Genomic DNA, 609 nt, shown 5'->3' with positions numbered 1-609 from the left:
TCCGCGATCTGATTGCGGGTACGGTCGGGCGTGGCCATGCGGGGTGTTCTCCCGGGTGGTCGTGGCCCGCCTGGTGGTGATGCACTGGGCGGGCCGTAGTCGTGTCAGGCGGCGGTCATGGTGTCTCTGGCGGTCCAGGTGTGTCCGCACTGGTCGCAGTTGGCTGCGGGGGCCTGTCCGGCTCCTCCGTAGACGGTGAGCTGCCCTCCGCAGGGGCAGGGTCGCGCGAGCTGGGCGGTGCGGTCGCAGGTGTCGAGGGCACGCTCGATCCGCTGGAGGGCGCCGGAGGCGACGATGGCGATGTGCCGGAGCTGGGTCTCACCGAGGGGCCGGAACGGACCAGGCCGGTGCTCGACTCGGGCGCAGAGCCAGAGGGCTGCGTACGGGCCGGTGACGGGTGCCCCGGTGTAGCGCCAGCGCCGTACGTCGGCCGCATCCGCCTGGGCGACGTCTACTCGGCGTGCGTGGTCAGCCCATACCTTCCGCTCGGCACGCGTGCGGGCGACGGCGGCTCTGCGTGGGGCGGGCATGGGGATGGGCGGGCGGGTGACCGTGGGGGCGATCTGGTCCGCGCACTCCGCGAGGGCTGCGGTGACGAGTCGCATGGTG

At 73.1% G+C, this 609-nt stretch carries 1 protein-coding gene; it reads right to left on the bottom strand.

Going from position 1 to position 609, the window contains the following annotated elements:
• Positions 1-104: 104 nt before the first annotated feature.
• The coding region (locus tag NBG84_RS40115; protein WP_250924682.1) for a hypothetical protein at positions 105-609 on the bottom strand (505 nt) is incomplete at its 5' end.

This window comes from Streptomyces albipurpureus (assembly GCF_023701525.1).
Classification (GTDB): domain Bacteria; phylum Actinomycetota; class Actinomycetes; order Streptomycetales; family Streptomycetaceae; genus Streptomyces; species Streptomyces albipurpureus.
The sequence above is the reverse complement of the archived record's forward strand: the minus strand, read 5'-3'. Positions and strand labels throughout refer to the sequence as shown.